Consider the following 18042-nt stretch of genomic DNA (forward strand, 5'->3'; position numbering starts at 1 on the left):
ACTGCATTGGACACAAATGTGATTTTGTTTTCCTTTCTTCTTGCCGTTTTTACGGATATGGGTTGATTTACATTCAGGGCATTGCATAAATTATTCCTCCTATTCATACTCTAACTCAGCAACGCCAAAATTTTTTACCCAGGTGAACAAGCATCTTGTTTTGTCCTTCACCCTCCCCAAACCGTCTAGGGCAATCTTGTACTCGGCGTAAATCTTTTAGCATCTCAAGTCTAAAATGGCAGAAGATCCGGTGCAAGCAGCTTGCGAAGAGTATTGTTCCTTTAAAAGGTGTAGAGAAGCCAAAATGAACGTTGACGAATTGCTCAAGCTATACGCAATAGGAGAAAGAAATTTTAGTGGGGTCTACCTGCACGAAGTCTACCTCTACGAAGCAGAATTGATTGGAGTCAATCTGTCTGAAGCCGACATGATTGGCTCCAATCTCAGCAAAGCCAAACTCAGCAGAGTCAACTTTTGCAAAGCCAATTTGTGCCAGATCAATTTGAGCAGAGCCGACTTAGCTGGAGCCGACTTCACCGAAGCACTTTTAGCTGAAGCTAACCTGTATCGAGCTGAGTTGATGGGAGCAAATCTTAGCAAAGCAGACTTAAGTGGAGCTTCCCTGATCCAAGCAAGTTTAATCGGAGCCAACATATCTCGGGCAACACTCTCTCGTACAGACTTGCACGGAGTAAACCTTTACGGAGTAAACTTGCGAAGGGCCGTTCTCACAGAGGCAGATTTAATTGGTGCCAACTTAACTAAAGTAGACCTCAGCGGAGCCGACTTAATGGGAGCGAGCCTAATTAGGGCAGATTTGACTGAAGCAATTTTAAGTGCCTCAGACTTAAGCGGGGCAAACCTGTTGGGAGCAAACCTGACAAAAGTTAACCTGAGCGGAGTATATCTTAAGGGTGCAACGATGCCCGACGGTACGGTTCACGATTGATTAATTTATGTCTTCAATGTTATGGTTGGCGAGAACCAATACTAAGGGTAACATTTTTTTGTTACCCTAATTTATTGGTAGCAAAATGTTTATTTGAGACTCTGGTGAGGCCGTAAATTTCAAAGTTTCAATGTATCAGTCCTGGACGTATTAAGGCCAAAGAAACCGGGTTTTTTACCTAATCTGTGGACTACAACGAAAGATTTTCCTAAAAAACCCGGTTTCTGACCACCCGTGCGTCAGCCCTATGTATGATGTCTGGGATAGATAGCTGAGAATCTGGCAATATTTAGCAATGTCTGCGATCTAGATTTTCAATTGCTGCGATAAAAGCTATTTTAGAGTTATTAATTGGGATTTTGGATGCTTAAGATGAAACTCAGAATCATGGCTGCTGCAACGCTGCTGAGCGCGATCGCCCCGATCGCCCCTGCACAGGCCGAGAACATTCAACACACGCAACAATTACTAGCCACCCGACAGTGCCCCAACTGCGACCTCAGCAGCGCCGGTTTGGTTTTAGCCAACTTAACAGGAGCAAATCTCAAAGGTGCCGACTTGAGAATGGCTAACCTCAGCCGAGCCAACCTCACCGGGGCAGATCTCAGCGGGGCAAACCTTAGCGGCACCAGTTTGTTTGGCGTCAACCTGACGGGCGCAAACCTGACGGGGGCAAACCTCAGCGGTGCTGACTTGAGAAGCGCCTATCTCAGCAACGCCATTTTAACTGACGCCAATTTAACTAACGCCCAATTGCTGGGAGTTAGAGGAATGCCAACTAATATTGGCACAGCAGAAGACTTTTACCGATTGGGAGTGCTGGAGGCTCAAGCGGGAAACTACAGAAACGCCATTGATTATTACAATCAAGCCCTGAATCTGAAATCGGATATAGCTGCGGTTTATTTTGCGCGCAGTATGTCTCGCGCTGACTTGGGAGACTTCGCCGGCGCGGCTCAAGATGCTGCAAGAGCAAACCAACTCTTTGCCACTCAAGGAAATCCCCAAGGCCAGGAATTGTCAAAGCAGCTAGGAGAAGCAATTGTGGCCCGCCAAAGACCAACAGAGCCGCGCACTGGCGGGGGCAGCAGCTTTATGAGTATTCTGGAGTCGCTCACTTCTCTTCTGCTGAATTTTCTATAGTTGTTAGTAAGTTAACTGTTAACTGTTAACTTACTAATTCAGAGGAATCTCGATCCAGAACTCAGTACCCTCACCGGGTACAGAAACACACTTGAGTACCCCTTTGTGTTTCTCAACTATAATTTGATAACTGATAGACAGTCCTAAACCCGTCCCCCGACCGACGGGTTTAGTAGTAAAAAAGGGATTAAAGATGTGAGAAATTAACTCTTTGGGGATGCCGTGACCGTTGTCTGCAATGCAAATTCTTACTGTTTTTTCATCAATTAATTCGGTGCGAATCCGAATGCAAGGGGATGGCAAATCAGGTATCAAATGCTCGGTTTTGGTCTTGATATCTACTGTTCTGACATCCTGTTGTTGCGAACTCAAATATGTCACGGCTGCACTTGGTACTAGGGAGTTAACGTTCGCAACTCGATCTATTTGTCCCATTTCTATGGCGTCAATGGCATTGCCGATCAGATTCATAAATACCTGATTGAGCGAGCTGGCATAGCATTCAACTAAGGGCAAATTGCCGTATTCTTTCATTATTTGTACGGTATCGCGATCGGACTTGGCTTTGATCCGGTGCTGCAAAATCAACAGGGTACTGTCGATGCCTTCGTGAATGTCAACGCCTTTCTTTTGAGCTTGATCGAGCCGGGAAAAATTGCGTAAAGATACAACTAACTGGCGGATGCGCTCAACTCCTACTTTCATGGAACCCAAAATTTTTGGCAAATCTGTGGCAAGAAATTCGATGTCGATTGCTTCGGCACACTCGCTAATTTCTGGGTTGGGATTGGGGTAGTGCTGGCGGTAGAGTTCCACCAAGCAGAGCAAGTCTTTGCTGTATTCGGTGGCGTGGGAGAGATTGCCGTAGATAAAGTTAACGGGGTTATTGATTTCGTGGGCGACGCCGGCAACCAGTTGTCCGAGACTGGACATTTTCTCGGTTTGAATCAGTTGGGCTTGGGTATTGTTCAGTTCAGTGACGGTTTTAGCTAGTTGTTCGGCTTTTGCTCGATCGGCTGCTGCTGCATTCAGACTTTCTTGATAAAGTTCTGCTTGGTGAATGGCGATCGCAGCTTGAGAGGCTAAATTTTGCAGCAACTCCTGTTCTGCGGTTGGCCAAACCCTCGGCCCAGAACACTCGTGGGCAATCAGCAACCCCCAACATTCGGCATCTTTGGCGATCATCGGCACAATTAAACTTGCCCTCACCTGCAACTTTTCCAAAAATTCGCGGTGACAGGGCGTTAAATTCTCAGTCTCAATATCATTAATTGCTCGCACGCGTCCCGCTCGATAAAAGCAGTCTGAGCCTTCGGGAAAGCATTCTTGCGGAGATTTGATACCTAAAATTGACTGCCACTGGCCGCGAATAGCTTCGACAACTACCTCGCCGTGTTCGTTTTCGCCAAATTGGTAGATTACCGTGCGATCGGTATTTAACAAAACTCTCACTTCCCGCACAATAGTTTGCAGTATCGTCTTTAAATCCAAGGTGCTGCGAATTTGGTCTCTGACTCGCGTCAATACTTGGGCAAACTCTAAGGATTTTTGCAATTGGGCGGTACGCTCTTGAACTTGGCGTTCTAAGTTGGCATTCAGGGCTTGCACTTCTTTATGAAGAAGGTACTGCCCAATTGCCGAACAAAATTGGCTCCCTATCGCTAAAGCTTGCTCGATCTCCTCCCATTTCCACTCGGGCGACTGACCTTTTTTGATTTCTCGCCAGACTTCAAAGGATTGTCTGGGAAGGATTTGTGCAACACTGCTGTCAAAGCGCCCCGCCCACATTTTTTCGGTATCAATTTCATTGCGAAAAACGGTCAAACAGCCAACTACTTGTTGTTGGTAGTGGAGGGGAATTACCAGCAAACCCCGAATTTGAGTTCCTTGGAAAGCAGGAACTAACACTCTAAATAGAGATTCTTTGTATAAGTCTGTAATTATCCAAGCTGAGAATTGGGAATTGGGAATTGGGAATTTGGGAAAATCGGGGGTATTTTTCAATCCTGCGATCAGCCATTGTTGCCAGAGGGGATGAGCTTCGATCGCGCTGACTGTTTCCCAATTGGGAAGTGTCGGTTGAGTCCCTGTGACGAACAGTTCAAAGGTAGCATCGATCGCAGTAGGGGCAATGGGAAATCTTCGATCGATCTGGGGAACCGGTAACTGTTCGCTGTTGATTTTCCGGGGGTTGAGATAAAGTCGGCCGCCGCTCCCCCCCAAAGCAGTGACAGTGGCTTCTAAAGCCTGTTGTAGTTGAATGTCGATCTGACCGTACAACAGGGCTGCGACACGACTGACGGTGGCTTCCCGAGATGCTTGAGAGCGGGTTTTTTGGAGCAGGAGCGAGTGGCCGATGGCGATCGACAATTGATCTGCTACGAGCTGAACTACTTCTAAATCTGTGGATGAAATATTGCGGGGGGAGGAGTGGTGAGCCACTAACAGTCCCCACAGTTCGATGTGAGTTTGGCGATCGCTTCCAGGCTCGCATCTACTTACGCAGGCGGGGGCCTCGCAGATCTCTGTTTTGTTCTGTTGCGACACACTCCTGTGGTGCAAAATTGGCACGACTAAGGAAGATTGGACTCCCATTGCCATCAAGTAAGCTTTGTGGCAAGGATCGAGCGAGCGATAGTGGATCTCTTCATTTACTAAAGGTTGACCGGTATCCGCAGCATCAACGGGACTGAGGGCGATCGTCTCGGAGTTAACATCTACTATTGTCCGCTGGCGCATACGGACATACATCTCCCGCGCGCTGGGAGGAATGTCGTCTACTGGAAAATGGAGACCTTTCAAGGAAGGGAGATATATATTATTAATTGATTCGGCAACAACTTCTCCGCAGCCGTCGGCACTAAACCTGTAGATCATAATGCGATCTGTTTTCAGAAAAGACCGCACTTCTGCTACTGTACTGGTTAAAATATCTTCTAATTCTAGAGATTGGCGGATGCGTTCTGTGATTCGCCTTACCAAAACTTCTTTGTCTAGTTTATGATGTAATTCTTGCGTATTTTCTGTGATTTGCATAAATCTCCTTTGGCAATTATGGAATGATAATAAGAAGTTTTGATCTACATTCGCGATCGAACTCAACTTTATGAGGCTGAGTTTTTGACTAAACCGAGCTTTACTATTAATCCGTGGCGTACTGCTTAGTGACGACCGTGTATCCCCTGTGGCACCCTGAAGAACAAAAATCGGCGATCGCTGAGGTGTATTCCTTGCCTTCAACAGACAGGGCGACTTAACCAAATGATAATTATTATTTTAATCCTCTTATCAATTTCTTGCAATATTGAATTTTTAGTCTCAGAATTATTTATTTTTAGGATAAGTTGACATTAGTTTGTATAACTTCATATAATGATAGATTAATGTGAGTTTTGATCTGGCCCCGGGCGCTGACTAATTTCGCTTCGCACGCTCATCAGAATTTTACCCAAATGATTTTGGCCCGTTCCATCGCAGCCGCACCCCCAGTAGTAATCTGTTGGCGAATCCTCCACAATCACTCGATCCCCTGTGGCGAGGAGAATAGCTTGAATGTCTGAATGAGTGAGAAACTTAGTTAAAACTGCCTCGCGCATAATGGGAATTTTTACCGCTTCCCAATCAGGGCGCATTTGGTGGTTTGGATCGCGACCTAATTTGGCTGCTTCCTGAGGAGTTGGTACGGATTGAATTGCGGCCACTAATCTTTCATCAGCGCTACCGACAAATTTTTGGGCTTGATAGTAATGTTCCACAGTCAACCAATCTTGACCGTACAAGCAAATGTCGTGTAGTGAAAAATTGGAAAAGCAGCCGTAAGGATCCTCTACTTTATAAAAATAAATTATCATAATGATATTAGATATTAGATATTAGATATTAAATTTTACATTTTCAATTTTACAGTATTGACGAAGGGAGCATCTAATTTTGATAAAAAGCATTTTTTATACCATTTATCGAAGAGTGTGCAACACTCTTCGACCCCCCTAGCCCCCCCATGAATCAGGGGGGGGGAACAAGAATACTGTTATTTCGTTGAAACTTGGTATTATTTGAGTGTTGTCCCGCTGGCACTCAAATAAAAAGCTGAGATACTCGCTTGACGAATCGCACTTGTGCATTTAAATTGTATATTTCGATCGTCATCAAAAATCGTTAATTCGTTTCTTTATATCGCCTTCTATGCCTCTCAATCGCCAGAGAAATCGATCTGGCGCAGCAGCTTCTCTGATGGTGTGCGGTGCGCGCCCTAGGAGTACAAGTCAAAGAACTCAGTTGTTATTGTCTGACGCGGTTGCAAGTGGGGATTTCATGAAAAAATTATGTTTCCGTTGCCTCAGCATCGGAAACGATGTAATTTCTATTGTAATTAACGATCGAGAATTGGGAATGAGGAATCGATCGCCAGAAATTGGGATTTTGAGAATACATATAGCCTTTCGAACTCCCATATGAGGTACGACTGGCCAAACCGGGCATAGGGCATAGGCCAAACCGGGCATAGGGCATACCTCACTTTTTTGAGAAAGGCTATACTTTATTTTCCTTTTTCCGGCTAAGATTGCTGCACTTTCCCCATGCCCAATTTCTCAGACTCTAAACTGTCGTGATGTCTTTCTCTTTCGATGCCAGAACATCTTCTATTTTGGCAATGTACTTGTCCGTCAGTTTTTGAATTTTATCTTGCAAGTCTCGCGATTCATCTTTAGAGATATCGCTGCTTTTTTCTTGCTTGCGAATCGAGTCAACGGCATCGCGACGGATATTGCGAATTGCGATTTTACCTTCTTCGGCAAACTTCGCGGCCATTTTGACAAATTCTTGGCGTCTTTCGCTGGTAAGCGGTGGAATGTTCAAGCGAATAACTGAACCGTCGTTGTTAGGTACGAGGCCTACATCGGACAGGGAAATTGCTTTTTCGATTGAGGTAAGCGCTGTGCGATCGAACGGTTGAATGTTGATCGTTGTCGCATCCGGGGTGCCGATATTGGCAAGGGATTTGATCGGAGTTGGAGCTCCGTAATAATCTACCATGACTCGATCGAGGAGGGAGGCGTTGGCCCGTCCCGTCCTGATAGTATTAAAAGACCGTTGAGTAGCCTCAACTGCCTTTTGCATATGATCTTCAGCTTCAGCTAACTTCACAAAATCCTCCGACAAGAGTTCCAATAGATTCTCCCATTACGGCTCGGTAGATGTTGCCCGATACCGAGAGGTCAAATACCATAATAGGAATATTATTTTCTTTGCACAGGGCGATCGCGGTACTGTCCATCACCCGCAAGTCTTGGTTCAAGACGTGGGCGTAGGTGAGGGTTTGATACCTGCGTGCGTCTGGGTTGACGTGGGGGTCAGAATCGTACACCCCATCTACCTTCGTCGCTTTAAAAATCACCTCTGCATCAATTTCAGCCGCCCGCAATGCGGCTGTAGTATCAGTAGTAAAGAAAGGATTGCCAGAACCGGCACCAAAAATCACTACCCGTTTTTTTTCCAAGTGACGAATGGCGCGCCGCCGAATGTAGGGTTCAGCTACTTCTTGCATGGCGATCGCCGATTGTACCCTTGTTGGCACTCCTGCTTGTTCCAGTGCATCCTGCAAAGTGATAGCATTCATTACCGTAGCAATCATGCCCACATAGTCGGCTGTTGCCCGATCCATCCCTGCCGAAGCAGCTTTCACGCCGCGAAAAATGTTACCGCCGCCGACAACGATCGCGATTTGAATGCCTTCGGAAACGACTTTGGCCACTTCCTGGGCGATCGACCCAACGACTACCGGATCGATACCGTAGCCCAAGCTACCCATCAGCGCCTCACCGCTGAGCTTCAGCAAAACCCGCTGATAAACCATCCCCATGCCGCCACTATTTTTTTACTTCTGTTTGCCTCCACCATAAGATAGCAGCACGGGTGCATTTTGAACATAAAATTGCCTGGAACAGGCTTTTGGGCTTGTTCCAGAATACTTTGGTGAGAACTTAGCAGTATCTGTTGGCGGAATTTATTCCTTGGGAACGAAATCAAGAGCAGCAGAATTCATGCAGTAACGCTGACCGGTTGGCCTGGGCCCATCGTTGAATACGTGGCCGAGATGAGCGTCACAAACAGCACACAGTACCTCAGTACGGCGCATGAACAAGGCATTATCCGCCTCATTCCTGACATTTTCTTCTTTAATCGGAGCGTAGAAACTCGGCCAACCGGTACCGGAATCGTATTTTGTTTCTGATGTAAACAGTTCGGTGCCGCAGCAAATGCACTTATAAGTTCCGGGCTTTTTGTTGTCGTGATATTCGCCGCTAAAAGCTCTTTCGGTTCCCTTTTTTCTCGTGACTTTGAACTGTTCGGGCGTGAGTTGCTGTTGCCATTCGGCATCGGTTTTCTTAACTTTGTCTGTCATGGTTTAATGTTTGGAGTAGATGAAATTAGTTGTTTATAGTTAACCATTAACGGTTAATATTATCTCCTTATATTACCGCCACCTAAATGGTTCGTAGTGAGGACTTCAGTCCTCTGAGGACTAAAGTCCTCACTACGAACCTTTTTGAGGGACAATTTATTGGACATAATATGACTGTCTCTTGCTGTTAACTCATGCCTCCATTAATATTAACCTAATTGGCTCCAAATGAACATACCAGGGAAAAGGATTGTCTTTAATTGCCCGCCACTTTTCCTTGAAAACTTCAGCTTGCAAGTGATAATCTTGGGAATTGTGGGGAGGCGAGTGCAACTTGAGATATAATGTCACCCGGTGCGGAGTTTCCACCGTTGAGGCGATCCAACAAGGAAATGTATTTTCGCGATCGCACGCGCTGACAAAACTGATTTGATGAGCCCGAATTCCTACAGAAACTAGAGATTTGGGAATTGGCTCGGCGACAGTCAGATCGCAGCGCCAGTCGATCGCCTCCACGACAGTTTCAGCAAGAGGTTTAGCAGCACAAAAGTTCTTACAGCCCGTCAACTGGGCGACGGTGAAGTTGCGCGGGCGATCGAAAATGTTCTGTTTGGTATCAAAGGCGATCGCACTTCCATCAGCCAAAACCAACAGATTCTCGCACACCCGGTAAACCTCCTCTAAATTGTGACTGACAAACAAAGTAATGCCTCGATAATTAGCCAAAGCCTGCATTAACTCCCGTTCCAGTTGACTCCGCAAGTGCGTATCCAAAGCCGAAAAAGGTTCATCTAACAGCAGCAAAGCCGGCGAACTTGCGATCGCCCTCGCCAAAGCCACCCGCTGCTGCTGGCCGCCGGAAAGTTCCTGCGGATAGCGATTTTCCAGTCCCGACATTTGCACCGAAATTAATTGTTCCTTGACCCGAAGTTGTTGCTCGCTTGCAGATAAATGCTGCAAGCCAAAGGCAATATTTTCAGCCACAGTCAAGTGCGGAAACAAAGCATAGTTTTGAAACAAAAAACCGATACGGCGGTCTTTAGAAGGCACATTAATGCCCTGTACTGAGTCAAATAAAACCTTACCGTTGACTGCAATTTTACCGCTAGTTGGAGTTTCCAAACCTGCGATGCAGCGCAGAGTCATACTCTTGCCCGAACCCGACGCGCCCAAAATTCCCAGCACTTCCTGCCCGATATCGAAACCGACATTTAAGGCAAAGCCAGAAAGAGGTTTAAAGATGTTTAGAAAAAGTCCTGTTTCCGGTTGATTATTTTTTTTATTTGTGCCACCATAATTAGCAAATTTAGCAACATTAGATTGCGGTTTATCTGGAAAATGTAAATAAGTTGTGGGATGGGCAAAATGCCCATCCAGGTTAGAAGCATGAACCCCGTTTATAATTAACTTACGATGGCGATATTTAGGATTTGGTTGGGGAGATTTTTTTTGTAAATCAGTCCAATAATTAACAGCAGTAAGCACGCTCAAAGCAAGACTGAGCACAATCAAAACCCAAATAGTAGCTTGCCTCATATCCCCAGCTTCCACAGCAAAATAAATCGCCATCGGGATAGTTTGAGTTTGTCCGGGAATATTCCCAGCTAACATCAACGTGGCGCCGAATTCACCCAAAGCGCGGGCAAATGTGAGAATAGTTCCTGCTAAAATTCCCGGCCAGGCTAGAGGTAGCATAATCCGCCAAAAGACTGTCCATTCGGAAGCGCCTAAGGTGCGGGCTGCATTGAGAAGGTTGGCATCAATTTGCTCAAAAGATCCCAAAGCAGTTTTGTACATCAGGGGAAATGATACGACTGTGGCTGTAATTACGGCGGCTTGCCAAGTGAAGAGGATTGTTAAGTCGAATTTTAGCAAAAATTGACCGATCGCGCCATTTCTCCCAAACAGCAGGAGCAACAAGAATCCGATTACTGTGGGCGGCAAAACTAAGGGAGAGATAAAAATGCCTTCTATCAGGGCTTTACCTCGGATGCGGGTTGAAAGCATCCACCGGGCGCCGGCGATTCCGAGAAAGAAGGTAAGGAATGTGGCGATGGCGGATGCTTTTAGGGATATCCACAATGGAGATAAGTCGAATTCCATATTTGGGATTAACTATCGCAGTCTTATCTAATTTTTGAATGAGATTTTTTTTAAACGAACCGCGAAGACGCAAAGGGCGCTAAGGAAGAAAGAGAAGGAAGAGAATAAACTGTAGGGGCGGTGCCCGGTGCCGGCCCTCTTTCTCCGGGTTGCTAATTAACGAGCTAAACCGAATCCGTATTTCTGAAATACTATTTTAGCGCGATCGCCCGCCAAGAACTCAACAAAGGTTTTGGCGGCTGCGGGATGGCGGCTGTTTCTGATAACTGCTAGGGGATAAACGATGGGCGAGTGCAAATTTGCGGCCGCTGTTAGCTGTACAGTTACTTTGTCGGATGTTTTGCCGTCAGTGGCGTAGACTATGCCAGCATCAACGTTTCTGCTTTCGACAAATGTCAGCACTTGACGGACGTTATTTCCTAGCACTAATTTTGGCTTAATTTGCTGCCACAATCCTAGTTTAGTTAGCATTTCCTGGGCGTATTGTCCGACGGGGACGCTGTTGGGTTCGCCGATCGCAATTTTCTTGATTTTGGCATCCGCCAACTGTTTAAAATCGGTCAAAACAGCGCTATTTTTGGGTACAATCAATACCAGGCGATTTGTCAGGAGGTTGCGTCGTGTCTGGTTGAGGAGCAAATTAGCTTGCTGCAAAGCATCCATTTGTTTGGTAGCGGCACTTAAAAACACATCTACCGGGGCTCCTTGCTGAATTTGCTGGGCTAGGGCGCCGGAAGCACCAAAATTATAGGTAATATTCACATTGGGATTGCTGGTTTGATATACTGTTTTGATTTCTGTTAAGGCTGGCGAGAGGCTGATGGCAGCGGATACGGTTAAAGATGTTCGCTGCTGCGCTGTGGCGGGAGTCCAATTAATCAGCAGTGCGATCGCCACAATTGCTGCAATAATTAAATTGAGAATACGTGTATTTTTTAAGTTCATCAGAAATAGAAGACCGGGCGGTTGAAGACCGGGCGGTTGAAACCGCGTCTATACAGACGAAACCCGCCTCCGCGGGTTGAAGAGCGGTTAAAATACGTTATCTTCGACCGTCGGCGTCCGGCGGACATCGTTTGTGTAGGAGCGGTTTCAACCGCCGTCTATGTTTGTGTAGAAGCGGTTTCAACCGCCGTCTATGTTTGACTTTCTGGCGGTTTCAACCGCCGTCTATGCTCGCCATTTGAGAGTACAACCGATCGCCTCTGTACTCGAAGGTTCTATCGGTTGGTCATTCAGCAATTGGTCGATCGCACTTCGCAAATAAGAAAATTGCACCGCTTCTGAATTGTCGGCATTGTCGTCTATTAAACCTTTATAGCGCAATCTGCCGTCTTGGTCTAACAAAAAAACCTCCGGCGTATGAGAAGCCCCAAAACTCTCAGCCACATCTTGAGCCATATCTCGGATGTACGGGAAGTTGAGTTGATTGTTGGCTGCAAAAATTTTCATATTTTCAAAATTTTCGTCGGGATGCTGGTTGGCATCATTAGCATTAATCCCGATTAAAGTAACGTCTCTATCTTGAAAATCTGCTTGCAGTTGTTTGAGGCGATTGAGATACAACTCGACGCAGGGAGACTGATTGCACATAAATATCACCGCTATCGCTCGACATTTTTCTAAATATCGAGATAAATGGTGAACTTCTTCGTCAACTCCCGGCAGTTCAAAATCGGGAGCGTAGCCGTTAATGGGAGTACCTGTTGTTTCGCTGATTAAACTCATTTTTTCTGGATGTGAGGAGCAATATTTTCCAAGTTGAAAGATGAAAGGATCGGTGCGAATCAAATAGGTTATTTTTGGACTTTACCAGAAAGAATTGGTTGAAAGCCCGCCCGTCTTTGAATGACAAATTAAGATCGGACTATTCATTACTCCAATACTCGGACTCCTGGGTAGAGGTAGCTCTGAAACTGTCAACTGTCAACTGTCAACTGTCAACTGTCAACTGTTGAACTTAATTATAGCCTGACCAACAGCCTATTTGAATTCGGACTTGGCGATTTATTCCTCGTCTTGCTTTAGCCAACCTTTCGCCAGAGCTTGATATCCAATCATTTTGTATGTTAGTTTGGCGGCGGTAAATTCTGAGACTACAGAATCTACAACAGGTGCTAGTTCCATGATGTCACAGCCGATGACTTCGTAGGACTCGAATAACCGGCGTAAAAATCCGGTGAGCGAATACCAATTTAACCCACCTGGTTCCGGCGTGCCAACTCCTGGGATTAATGTGGGATCGATGCCGTCTAGGTCGATCGTCAAAAATACTCGTTTGGTGGTTATGCTAGCAATAGCGCGATCGGCCCAATCCGGTTGAGTCGCGATTTCCCGAGCTCGAAAGACGTTTAGCTGTTTGGCTTTAATCAAGTCGGCTTCTTCTTTGCAGATAGCGCGAATTCCGATTTGCAGTGTCGGTAAGCCCATATCGACAACCCGCCGCATCACGCAGGCGTGGTTGTGAATCGAGCCTTCGTATTCGTGCCGCAAGTCGCCGTGGGCGTCGATTTGCACGACTGTGAAGGGTTCGTCGGGGTATCCTTGGCGGTAGCCTTCGACAACGCCGGCGGTGATGCTGTGTTCGCCTCCGAGGGAGATGACAAACTTATTTTCGGTAATTAGCTGGTGTACGGTTTGTTGGGTAACTTGCAACATTTCCAAGGATGAAACTTCTTGCTTGTTGCGGGTATCGGCGATCGGCAATGCGGTATAAATGCCAACATCGTAGCAAACTTCGCGATCGAGTTCTTCGTCGTAGCATTCGAGCTGGTGAGAAGCTTCTAGCAGCTTAGCCGGCCCGTTTTCGCACCCGCGGCGGTAGGTGGTGGTTGCCTCGTAGGGAATTGGTAAAATAACTACTCGGGCTGTGTCGTAGTCGGGTACGATTTCCGATCCTAGAAACGGCACGACGGAAGTTGAGATGATCGCTGGCATAGGGGAAATTTCAATAAGGCAAAAAAAGTCTGCATCTTTAATCGTGACATAGTATCGACTCTAACTGCAAAGGAAGAAGGAAGAGGATTTAACCGCACCAGCGCCAGAGGGCGCAGAGGGAGGAGGGAGCGAAGGTTTGGGATTTATGTCCTAGCAGTTGCCTCGAATTGCGATACGGTTTGTAGTAAGGACTTTAGTCCTTCCAACTCTTAAATTTTCACTTTTTTACCTATATGACTTCTTCTACGTTAACTGCTCTTGCGCCTCAAACCTGGATGTGGAAAGGTTTTCCGATTTGTTACCAGGCTGCGGGTTCCCAGGGCCCGGCGGTGGTGTTTGTCCACGGTTTCGGGGCGTCTTCGGGCCACTGGCGCAAGAATTTACCGGCGTTGGCTGCTGATTGTCGCTGTTTTGCGATCGATCTTATCGGTTTTGGCGCTTCTGCTAAGCCTGCGCCCAAGCTGGAGATTGATTATACTTTTGAGACTTGGGGACAGTTGATTGCTGATTTTTGTCGGGAAGTTGCGGGCGGGCCTGCTTTTTTGGTGGGAAATTCGATCGGCTGCGTAGCAATTATGCAAGCCGCCGTTGATTTTCCCGATATTGCTTCTGGTGTCATTTTACTCAATTGTTCCCTGCGCTTGTTGCACGATCGCAAACGCGCCGAAATGCCTTGGTATCGCAGTTTTGGAGCGCCAATCGCACAAAAAGTTTTAAATGTCAAGTGGATTAGTCAATTATTTTTCAAACAATTAGCAACGCCGAATACGGTCAAAAAAGTGCTTTTGCAAGCCTATCACCGTCCCGAAGCTGTCAGCGACGAACTTGTAGAAATCTTGTTAAAACCAGCGCGAGACAACGGCGCAGTGGATGTATTTGTAGCATTTATTAGCTATTCTCAAGGCCCCTTACCGGAGGATTTGTTACCCCGTTTAAACTGTCCTGCTTTGATTGTGTGGGGCGAAAAAGACCCTTGGGAGCCGATCGCCCTCGGGCGAGAATTAGCCAAGTTTCCGGCTGTAGAAAAGTTTATTCCGCTGGAGGGCGTAGGCCATTGTCCCCAGGATGAAGCCCCGGAATTAGTCAATCCGATTTTACTCGAATGGATTGCAGACAAGACGAAGACGGCGGTTGAAACCGCGTCTACACAAACGATGTCCGCCTCCGCGGACTAAAGAAAATAACGTAATTTCAACCGCCCGGTCTTCTTCAACCGGCGTCCGGCGGGTTTTGTTTGTATAGAGGCGGTTTCAACCGCCCGATCTTTTTAAACTTCTTAAACGAACAAGAAACTATCAGGAGTAAAGCCACCTTGAATTACAGCAATTTGGTCAGAAGTACCCGCCAAATTTATCGAGTTGCCAACAATATTGTAGTCAGAAAGACTCCCATGTAACTGAATGCGATCGATTCCCTGCCGAAAATCCTGAATCAGTGCAACTCACGGCGGGCAATCGCTATTTACGGAACTTGAAAATTTTTAAGAAGACTTATCTCGAAATACATCTGCGTCGATTTGCGTCAATCTGCGGTTTGGCTATAAATCAAATATTTATACAATTAAGTCTAACCGTTAAGGATATTTTGGGTTCTCGCTCGTGCAATCGGCGATCGAGCCTGTTTTGCAGCCTCTGGTACGAGCATTCGATCCAGTTGACGAGCTAAACATCTCTCCAGTAGTTGACCCAGTGCTGTTATTGTACCATATCTGCCCGATCGAGGCTATACTCGATTTCTTACCAATTACTTGCATTTTTATTAATTTCTTAGTTATCAATAAAACTTTTCGGTATGAACAACTTGAACATCGACACTAAAACCCGCGCCGTCAAGCTAGGTTCCGAGTGCATAGACCTAAACAAAGAAGAGTATATCGTGCTGCTGCTGTTGAGCAAACACTACGGCAAATATGTCGCACCGACAGCGATTTTTAATGTGTTGTACAAGCGTCCCCCAACAGGTGACGAAGAGAAAATAATAGTCGATCGCATTTTTGAACTCAAGAGAAAGTTAAAAGACAACGGCGACACATCCATGCTAATTCATACCGAACCAAACGGGAGTGGCAAATATGGAATTCTCGCAGTAGAAAGTCCCGTGCAAATCAACGGCGATATTTTGCAGCCGCCGGAACCCAACCCAGAATCAGAAAAACTTTTAAACAATCGGTACCGGGTAATTGAGAAGTTGGGAGAAGGAGGTTTTGGCTTAACATTGTTGGCCGAAGACACGCAAATGCCTTCGCACCGGTGTTGCGTCATTAAGCAGCTTAAGCCCCAGACAAATAATCCTGATATCGATCAAAGTGTTCGAGAGCGTTTCTCTCAAGAAGCTGCTGTTTTGGAAAAGTTGGGCGAAGGGCATTCTCAAATCCCCAAACTTTACGGGCACTTTGAGGAAAACGGTTTATTTTTCTTGGCGCTGGAATGGATAGACGGGGAAACGCTTAACAACCGAGTCAAAGTTGTTGGAAGAATGAACGAGGAGGAAGTTAAAAAAATCCTGACAAGTCTGCTAATAGTTTTGGATTATATACACGAAAAACAGATTATCCACCGAGATATTAAACCCCAAAATATTATATTACGCAAGTCTGACGACGAACCAGTTTTGATAGATTTTGGCGTAGTTAAGGAAACAATTAATCAAGGGATGACTGCTGGGTTAAATGATGTAACAATCTCCATTGGAACGCCCCAATTTATGGCTCCGGAACAAGCGGCAGGCAGACCCGAATATTCGAGCGATTTATACAGTTTGGGATTGACGGCAATTTATTTACTAACTGGAAAGTGGCCCCAGGATTTAGAAACTGACCCCCAAACTCGGGAGATGCTTTGGCAGAATCATTCATCAAAGGTGAGTGTGAGATTTGCCGCAGTTCTGGATAAAGCGATTAGATTTCACCCCCGAAGTCGGTTCGCTAATGCTAAGGAAATGTTAGCAGCTTTGGAGGAGCCAACAGTGGCTACTTTGGCGAGCAGTCACGAGCAAGATAACTCTCAAAAAAGCAGCAACAAAAGCTGGCTTATTTATGTATTTTTGATATTTTTAATTGCTTTAGGTGCGGGTGCTTTTGTCTTCAAAAAAGAGTTGATAAGTATCCTCAAAGATGCTGTACACTTAGCTGAGAGAAGTCTGAATCCTAGCGATTCTCAATTGCCCTCTTTGCCTGGTGTGGCGCGGGAAAATGCCCAGACTTCCTCGCCCGTAGATGCCAGCAGTTACATCAGTGCGGGCGATCGCATTTTGTTCGCTAGCACGGCAAATCCTGACAAGCAAGCAGGAGTTCGCGCGATCGCCAGCGGTGACTTCAAAACGGCGGTAAATCAGCTAGAAGCGGCTGTAAAAGTCGATCGCACAGACGCGGAAACTTTAATTTATCTCAATAACGCTCGACTCGGTACTGCACAAGCTTTGAAAATTGCCGCAGTAGTTCCGATTGGCGACAATCTCAGCGGGGCGGCGGAAATATTGCGCGGGATAGCTCAAGCTCAAGACGAAGCAATTAAGGCGGGAGTGCCTTTAAAGGTAGTAATTGCTGATGACGGTAATGATGAAAATCGGGCGAAGGCTATTGCACAGAGTCTGATTGCAGATAGCAGTATTTTAGCAGTTGTCGGTCACGGCACCAGCAAAACTTCGATCGCAGTTGCTCCAATTTACAGTCAAAATCAAATGGTGGCGATCGCACCTACGAGCACGAGCATTCAATTAGCAACGGTTCCGAGGCGCCCTGACGGAGTAAACTATTTCTTTCGGACGATACCGAGCGACCAATTTACAGGTACGGCTTTAGCTCGCTATATGTTAACTGGCATGAAAAAAAGCACGGCTGCTGTTTTTTACAATTCCAAAAGTTCTTATAGCAAGTCGCTGCAAACAGCTTTTTCTACTACTTTGATTCTGGAAGGCGGTCAAGTTGTTAAAGAAGTAGATTTATCTGAGCCAAATTCTGCGGCGCACATCGATGGGATGGAAGCAGATGTGTTGGTTTTGCTACCAGATTCAGATACTGTAAATTCATTCCTAGAAATCGCTAAAAATAATCAAAAAGGTTTGCCAATAATTGGCGGTGATGCTCTATACAATACGGATTTATTGAAACAGGGTGGAGCAGCTTTGAACGGGGCAATAATTTCTGTACCTTGGCATTTTGCTGATAGTAAAAATCAAAAATTTGTAGAATTAGCTAGAAATTTGTGGGGAATTGATGTTAGCTGGCGGACGGCGATGAGTTACGATGCGGTGCAGGTGTTGCGGCTGGGAAGGTCGATCGGGAAAATTGAGCCGAATAGCGGTAAAGCGGGGCGAGTGATGCTGGCTAAAGCCTTAGCTGGTGAGGATTTCAAAGTTAGCGGTGCCACGGGGGAAATTAGATTTGTGTCGAGTGGCGATCGCAATAGCAAAGTAGTTCTTTTGCAAATTGTACCCGATTCTAAATCCGGTACGGGTTACAATTTTATGCCAGTCGATCGGTAGATTGCAGATTTTAGCTTACTCC

General features: G+C 46.1%; 14 protein-coding genes and 1 pseudogene. 4 read left to right on the forward strand and 11 right to left on the reverse strand.

Features of this window, described 5'->3' with window-relative positions; all coding sequences use genetic code 11:
• Positions 1-87, reverse strand: a pseudogene (locus tag QZW82_RS28820) (IS1 family transposase); the annotation flags it as partial.
• Between the two features lie 148 nt (positions 88-235).
• On the opposite strand from QZW82_RS28820, the gene QZW82_RS28825 reads away from it, so the two are divergent.
• Positions 236-949 (forward strand): pentapeptide repeat-containing protein, encoded by a 714-nt coding sequence (locus QZW82_RS28825; RefSeq protein ID WP_293156709.1) that lies wholly within the window; start codon positions 236-238, stop codon positions 947-949.
• 372 nt (positions 950-1321) lie between these two features.
• Positions 1322-2092, forward strand: coding sequence for a pentapeptide repeat-containing protein (locus QZW82_RS28830; protein WP_293156712.1), 771 nt, complete (start codon positions 1322-1324; stop codon positions 2090-2092).
• 33 nt (positions 2093-2125) lie between these two features.
• On the opposite strand, the gene QZW82_RS28835 is transcribed toward QZW82_RS28830, so the two are convergent.
• The 9 genes from QZW82_RS28835 to speB form a co-directional block, all read right to left on the reverse strand.
• Positions 2126-5128, reverse strand: a complete 3003-nt coding sequence (locus tag QZW82_RS28835) for a GAF domain-containing protein (RefSeq protein WP_293156715.1) — start codon at positions 5126-5128, stop codon at positions 2126-2128.
• A 344-nt stretch (positions 5129-5472) separates the two neighbouring features.
• Positions 5473-5943 carry an NADAR family protein gene (locus QZW82_RS28840; protein ID WP_293156718.1) on the reverse strand — a complete coding sequence of 157 codons (471 nt, stop codon included), beginning with the start codon at positions 5941-5943 and terminating at the stop codon, positions 5473-5475.
• A 748-nt stretch (positions 5944-6691) separates the two neighbouring features.
• Positions 6692-7240, reverse strand: a complete 549-nt coding sequence (frr, locus tag QZW82_RS28845) for a ribosome recycling factor (RefSeq protein WP_293121796.1) — start codon at positions 7238-7240, stop codon at positions 6692-6694.
• Positions 7227-7955 carry a UMP kinase gene (gene pyrH, locus QZW82_RS28850; RefSeq protein WP_293156721.1) on the reverse strand — a complete coding sequence of 243 codons (729 nt, stop codon included), beginning with the start codon at positions 7953-7955 and terminating at the stop codon, positions 7227-7229. Before pyrH ends, frr begins: the two co-directional genes overlap by 14 nt.
• Before the next feature lie 144 nt (positions 7956-8099).
• The gene (gene msrB, locus QZW82_RS28855) at positions 8100-8498 is read right to left on the reverse strand and encodes a peptide-methionine (R)-S-oxide reductase MsrB (RefSeq protein ID WP_293156724.1); all 399 of its coding nucleotides are present in this window, start codon (positions 8496-8498) and stop codon (positions 8100-8102) included.
• Positions 8499-8690: 192 nt separating this feature from the next.
• Positions 8691-10601, reverse strand: a complete 1911-nt coding sequence (gene modB, locus QZW82_RS28860) for a molybdate ABC transporter permease subunit (RefSeq protein ID WP_293156727.1) — start codon at positions 10599-10601, stop codon at positions 8691-8693.
• A 156-nt stretch (positions 10602-10757) separates the two neighbouring features.
• On the reverse strand, positions 10758-11546 hold the full coding sequence (gene modA / locus QZW82_RS28865) for a molybdate ABC transporter substrate-binding protein (RefSeq protein WP_293156729.1): 789 nt from the start codon (positions 11544-11546) through the stop codon (positions 10758-10760).
• 225 nt (positions 11547-11771) lie between these two features.
• Positions 11772-12329: a thioredoxin family protein gene (locus tag QZW82_RS28870; RefSeq protein WP_293156732.1), complete on the reverse strand. Its 558-nt coding sequence runs from the start codon at positions 12327-12329 to the stop codon at positions 11772-11774.
• A 279-nt stretch (positions 12330-12608) separates the two neighbouring features.
• Positions 12609-13538 carry an agmatinase gene (gene speB / locus QZW82_RS28875; RefSeq protein WP_293156735.1) on the reverse strand — a complete coding sequence of 310 codons (930 nt, stop codon included), beginning with the start codon at positions 13536-13538 and terminating at the stop codon, positions 12609-12611.
• Positions 13539-13771: 233 nt separating this feature from the next.
• Between speB and QZW82_RS28880 the strand changes: the two genes are divergently transcribed.
• Entirely contained in the window at positions 13772-14713 is a 942-nt protein-coding gene (locus QZW82_RS28880; protein WP_293156738.1) for an alpha/beta fold hydrolase, read from the forward strand.
• A 398-nt stretch (positions 14714-15111) separates the two neighbouring features.
• Here the strand turns inward: QZW82_RS28880 and QZW82_RS28885 are convergent, their stop codons facing one another.
• Entirely contained in the window at positions 15112-15291 is a 180-nt protein-coding gene (locus QZW82_RS28885) for a hypothetical protein (protein WP_293156741.1), read from the reverse strand.
• Between the two features lie 38 nt (positions 15292-15329).
• Here QZW82_RS28885 and QZW82_RS28890 point away from each other — a divergent pair, with 38 nt between their 5' ends.
• Positions 15330-18020, forward strand: a complete 2691-nt coding sequence (locus QZW82_RS28890; RefSeq protein WP_293156744.1) for an ABC transporter substrate-binding protein — start codon at positions 15330-15332, stop codon at positions 18018-18020.
• The last annotated feature ends 22 nt before the right edge of the window (positions 18021-18042 follow it).

Origin of the sequence: Microcoleus sp. bin48.metabat.b7b8b9.023 (assembly GCF_013299185.1) — a bacterium.
Classification (GTDB): Bacteria; Cyanobacteriota; Cyanobacteriia; order Cyanobacteriales; family Microcoleaceae; genus Microcoleus.

What these genes read in the sequence shown, in the direction of transcription:
- QZW82_RS28825 (WP_293156709.1), top strand. Translation starts at nt 236, where the DNA reads ATGGCAGAAGATCCGGTGCAAGCAGCTTGCGAAGAGTATTGTTCCTTT.
- QZW82_RS28830 (WP_293156712.1), top strand. Translation starts at nt 1,322, where the DNA reads ATGAAACTCAGAATCATGGCTGCTGCAACGCTGCTGAGCGCGATCGCC.
- QZW82_RS28835 (WP_293156715.1), bottom strand. Translation starts at nt 5,128, where the DNA reads ATGCAAATCACAGAAAATACGCAAGAATTACATCATAAACTAGACAAA.
- QZW82_RS28840 (WP_293156718.1), bottom strand. Translation starts at nt 5,943, where the DNA reads ATGATAATTTATTTTTATAAAGTAGAGGATCCTTACGGCTGCTTTTCC.
- pyrH (WP_293156721.1), bottom strand. Translation starts at nt 7,955, where the DNA reads ATGGGGATGGTTTATCAGCGGGTTTTGCTGAAGCTCAGCGGTGAGGCG.
- msrB (WP_293156724.1), bottom strand. Translation starts at nt 8,498, where the DNA reads ATGACAGACAAAGTTAAGAAAACCGATGCCGAATGGCAACAGCAACTC.
- modB (WP_293156727.1), bottom strand. Translation starts at nt 10,601, where the DNA reads ATGGAATTCGACTTATCTCCATTGTGGATATCCCTAAAAGCATCCGCC.
- modA (WP_293156729.1), bottom strand. Translation starts at nt 11,546, where the DNA reads ATGAACTTAAAAAATACACGTATTCTCAATTTAATTATTGCAGCAATT.
- QZW82_RS28870 (WP_293156732.1), bottom strand. Translation starts at nt 12,329, where the DNA reads ATGAGTTTAATCAGCGAAACAACAGGTACTCCCATTAACGGCTACGCT.
- speB (WP_293156735.1), bottom strand. Translation starts at nt 13,538, where the DNA reads ATGCCAGCGATCATCTCAACTTCCGTCGTGCCGTTTCTAGGATCGGAA.
- QZW82_RS28880 (WP_293156738.1), top strand. Translation starts at nt 13,772, where the DNA reads ATGACTTCTTCTACGTTAACTGCTCTTGCGCCTCAAACCTGGATGTGG.
- QZW82_RS28885 (WP_293156741.1), bottom strand. Translation starts at nt 15,291, where the DNA reads ATGCAAGTAATTGGTAAGAAATCGAGTATAGCCTCGATCGGGCAGATA.
- QZW82_RS28890 (WP_293156744.1), top strand. Translation starts at nt 15,330, where the DNA reads ATGAACAACTTGAACATCGACACTAAAACCCGCGCCGTCAAGCTAGGT.